The sequence below is a fragment of the Actinomadura bangladeshensis genome (assembly GCF_004348335.1).
GTDB classification, from domain to species: Bacteria; Actinomycetota; Actinomycetes; order Streptosporangiales; family Streptosporangiaceae; genus Spirillospora; species Spirillospora bangladeshensis.
In genome coordinates this window covers 1-2927 of the sequence record NZ_SMJW01000463.1, presented here as the reverse complement: position 1 = coordinate 2927, position 2927 = coordinate 1, and the positions used below count along the sequence as shown (strand labels likewise).

General features: G+C 77.4%; 5 protein-coding genes. 3 read left to right on the top strand and 2 right to left on the bottom strand.

Annotated features, from left to right (window positions below; all coding sequences use genetic code 11):
- The 3 genes from E1284_RS39900 to E1284_RS39890 form a co-directional block, all read left to right on the top strand.
- The coding region (locus E1284_RS39900) for a methylated-DNA--[protein]-cysteine S-methyltransferase (protein WP_131945311.1) at positions 1 to 346 on the top strand (346 nt) is incomplete at its 5' end.
- A gap of 48 nt (positions 347 to 394) precedes the next feature.
- Positions 395 to 1546: an NAD-dependent epimerase/dehydratase family protein gene (locus E1284_RS39895; protein WP_243715038.1), complete on the top strand. Its 1152-nt coding sequence runs from the start codon at positions 395 to 397 to the stop codon at positions 1544 to 1546.
- A 73-nt stretch (positions 1547 to 1619) separates the two neighbouring features.
- Positions 1620 to 1871 carry a hypothetical protein gene (locus E1284_RS39890; protein ID WP_131945310.1) on the top strand — a complete coding sequence of 84 codons (252 nt, stop codon included), beginning with the start codon at positions 1620 to 1622 and terminating at the stop codon, positions 1869 to 1871.
- A 15-nt stretch (positions 1872 to 1886) separates the two neighbouring features.
- On the opposite strand, the gene E1284_RS39885 is transcribed toward E1284_RS39890, so the two are convergent.
- Both E1284_RS39885 and E1284_RS39880 read right to left on the bottom strand, forming a co-directional pair.
- Positions 1887 to 2117, bottom strand: coding sequence for a CDGSH iron-sulfur domain-containing protein (locus E1284_RS39885; protein ID WP_243715039.1), 231 nt, complete (start codon positions 2115 to 2117; stop codon positions 1887 to 1889).
- 70 nt (positions 2118 to 2187) lie between these two features.
- Positions 2188 to 2927 (bottom strand): HemK2/MTQ2 family protein methyltransferase (locus E1284_RS39880; protein WP_341770477.1); only part of this gene is annotated, 740 nt, incomplete at its 5' end.

Genomic DNA, 2927 nt, shown 5'->3' with positions numbered 1-2927 from the left:
GCCGAAGGCGGTCCGGGCGGTGGGGTCGGCGCTGGGCCGCAACCCGGTGCCGCTGCTGATCCCCTGCCACCGGGTGACCCGGTCGGACGGGTCGCTGGGCGAGTACGTGTTCGGTGCGGACGCCAAGGAGCGGCTGCTGCGCGCCGAGGACGTGGACGTGGAGGAGGCCGCCGAGCTGGCGCGGCGCGGGGTGCGGCTGGTCGGTTCGGACACGACGGGGATCGTGTGCTATCCGACGTGCGGGGACGCGCGGCGGATCACGCCGGGGCACCGGCGGGGTTTCGGTGGCCTGGCGGCGGCGCGGGCGGCGGGGTACCGGCCGTGCCTGCACTGCCGCCCCGCCTGACCGCTCCCGCGGGCGGCGGGGTGGGGCATAGATCGGCGCAGGCCGGGAATGGGGCGTCCACCTGCGGGGGCGCGGCCGCGCGCCCGTCCCGCACCGAGCACCGCCGACGAGGGGGAGATCGCCATGCGCGTCGTCGTCACCGGCGCCACCGGCAACATCGGGACCAGCACGCTGCGCGCGCTCGCCGAGGACCCGGCCGTCACCGCCGTCACCGGCCTGTCCCGGCGCGAGCCGGGGCCGGGCGCGGCGCGGGAGACCGACCCGGCCGGGACCGGGAAGATCGAGTGGGCGGAGGCCGACGTCACCGACAGCGACCTGGTGCCGCTGCTGCGCGGCGCCGACGTCGTGATCCACCTGGCGTGGCTGTTCCAGCCGACGCACCGGCCCGCGGTGACGTGGGACGCCAACGTCGTCGGCAGCGGGCGGGTGTTCGACGCCGCGGCCGAGGCGGGGGTGCGGGCGCTGGTGTACTCCTCGTCCGTCGGGGCCTACTCCCCCGGCCCTAAGGACCGGGCGGTCGACGAGTCGTGGCCGACGCACGGGTGGCCCGGTGCCGCCTATTCGCGGGAGAAGTCCTATGTGGAGCGGCTGCTGGACGCGTTCGAGACCGCCAATCCGGGCTGCCGCGTGGTGCGGATCCGGCCGGGGTTCATCTTCGAGCGGCAGAGCGCCAGCGAGCAGCGGCGGCTGTTCGCCGGTCCGCTGCTGCCGGGCCGGCTCGCCCGGCCCGATTTGATCCCGTTCGTGCCGGACATGCCGGGGCTGCGGATGCAGTTCCTGCATTCGGCCGACGCGGGGCAGGCGTTCCGGCTGGCCGCGACCCGCGACGTGCGCGGCGCGTTCAACATCGCCGCGGACCCGGTCATGGACGCCGCCGAGATCGCCGACGTGCTGGGGGCCCGGACGGTCCGGGTGCCGCAGCGGGGGGTGCGGGCCCTGATCGCGGCCGCGTGGAACCTGCACCTGGTGCCGGCGTCGCCGGGCCTGTTCGAGCTGGCCATGCAGATCCCGGTCATGGACACCGGGCGGGCCCGCGCCGAGCTCGGCTGGGCGCCCCGGCACAGCGCCCGCGAGGCGTTCAGCGAGTTCGTGGACGGGCTGCGCGCCGGCGCGGGGCGCGACACGCCGCCGCTGGCGCCCGGGACCGGCGGCCCGGCCCGCGCCCGCGAGTTCGCCTCCGGTGTGGGCCGCCGCCCCTGACGGCACCGCCGCCGGCGGCGTTTCCCCGCGCAGTTTCCCTGGCCATCGTCACCGCTTTCCTGGAGGTCACCCGATGCCGACGATCACTGCCGACCACCTGCACACCCTGCTGGCCTCCACCGACCGCGACGCCGCGCTCGTCGTGGTGGGGGGCCGCGCGACCGTCGTCCCGGGTGATCCGAGCGCGGGCGGCGGCCCCGAGGACGCGTTGGTGATCACCACGCGGGACGCCGTCATCGCCGAGCTGGACACCGGCGCCAACGAGGAGCGGATCGAGGCGCTGGCGCAGCGTCTGGAGGTCGCGCTGGAGAGTCTCGGCGGCTGACCTTTTCTCTCCGTCTCACCCGGCGCCGGTCTGGTCCGCGCCGGGTGAGTTCGCGCCGGGTGAGTTCGCGTCCGGGGACGGGCGGACGCGGCGGCGGTGGCTGGTGTCGCAGAACGGGTGGGAGCGGCTGCGGCGGCATGCGCACAGTGCCACCAGCCACCGGTCGGACACGACGGTGGAGCCGTCCTCCAGGACGACCTCGACGGGGCCCTCCACCAGGATCGGGCCGCCCGGCACGATCCGCACCCGCCGCCGGTCCGGGGCGGCTTCACCGGCGGCGCCGCCGGCTCCGGCGGCAGCGGGGCGGGGGCGCGGGTCAGGCGGGCTGGTGCTCGCGGGCACGGCCCTCACCGCCCTCGACGGGCCCGGTCCGCGCCGCGATCAGGTCGGCGCGGACCACGACCAGGTCCTCGTGCCGCTGCCCGGGCCCCAGCAGGCCCCGCGCGGCCAGCCGTGCCGCGCGGCGCCGCATCACCGGCCCGAACGGCTCGCGGTGCCGCGCCACCACCGACGCCCGCATCCCGGAGGCGCGCAGCGACACCAGCGTCGCCGCGACCCCGTTCAGCGCCGAGTGGACCAGCAGCAGCGTCCCCGACGGTGCCAGGTGCTGCGGGGCCCGCGCGCAGATGCGGTCCAGCAGCGCGCGGCCGTCCGGTCCGGCCTCCCAGGCGCGGGCGCGGCCGCGTGCCGCCGCGGGGTCGATGTCGCCCGCCACGTACGGGGGGTTGGCGACGATCACGTCGAACACCTCGCCGGCGACCGGCGCGAACAGGTCGCCGCGCAGCACCCGGACCGGCAGGCCCCGCACCAGCGCGTTCATCCGCGCGGTCAGCACCGCGGATGCGGACACGTCCACCGCGACGACCTCGCAGCCGGCGCGGGCCGCGGCCAGCGCGACCGCGCCGCTGCCGGTGCCGAGTTCCAGGACCCGCGCGCCGGCCGGGATCCCGGCGCGGGCGAGGGCCCGGCTCAGCGCGCCGGTCAGCAGCGAGGTGTCGGACTGCGGCCGGTACACCCCCGGCGGTCTCAGCAGCATCATCGCCCCTTCCCCCCTCC

Bases quoted from the DNA above. Each gene is read 5' to 3' on its own strand.
- E1284_RS39895 (WP_243715038.1), top strand. From the start codon at position 395: ATGGGGCGTCCACCTGCGGGGGCGCGGCCGCGCGCCCGTCCCGCACCG.
- E1284_RS39890 (WP_131945310.1), top strand. From the start codon at position 1,620: ATGCCGACGATCACTGCCGACCACCTGCACACCCTGCTGGCCTCCACC.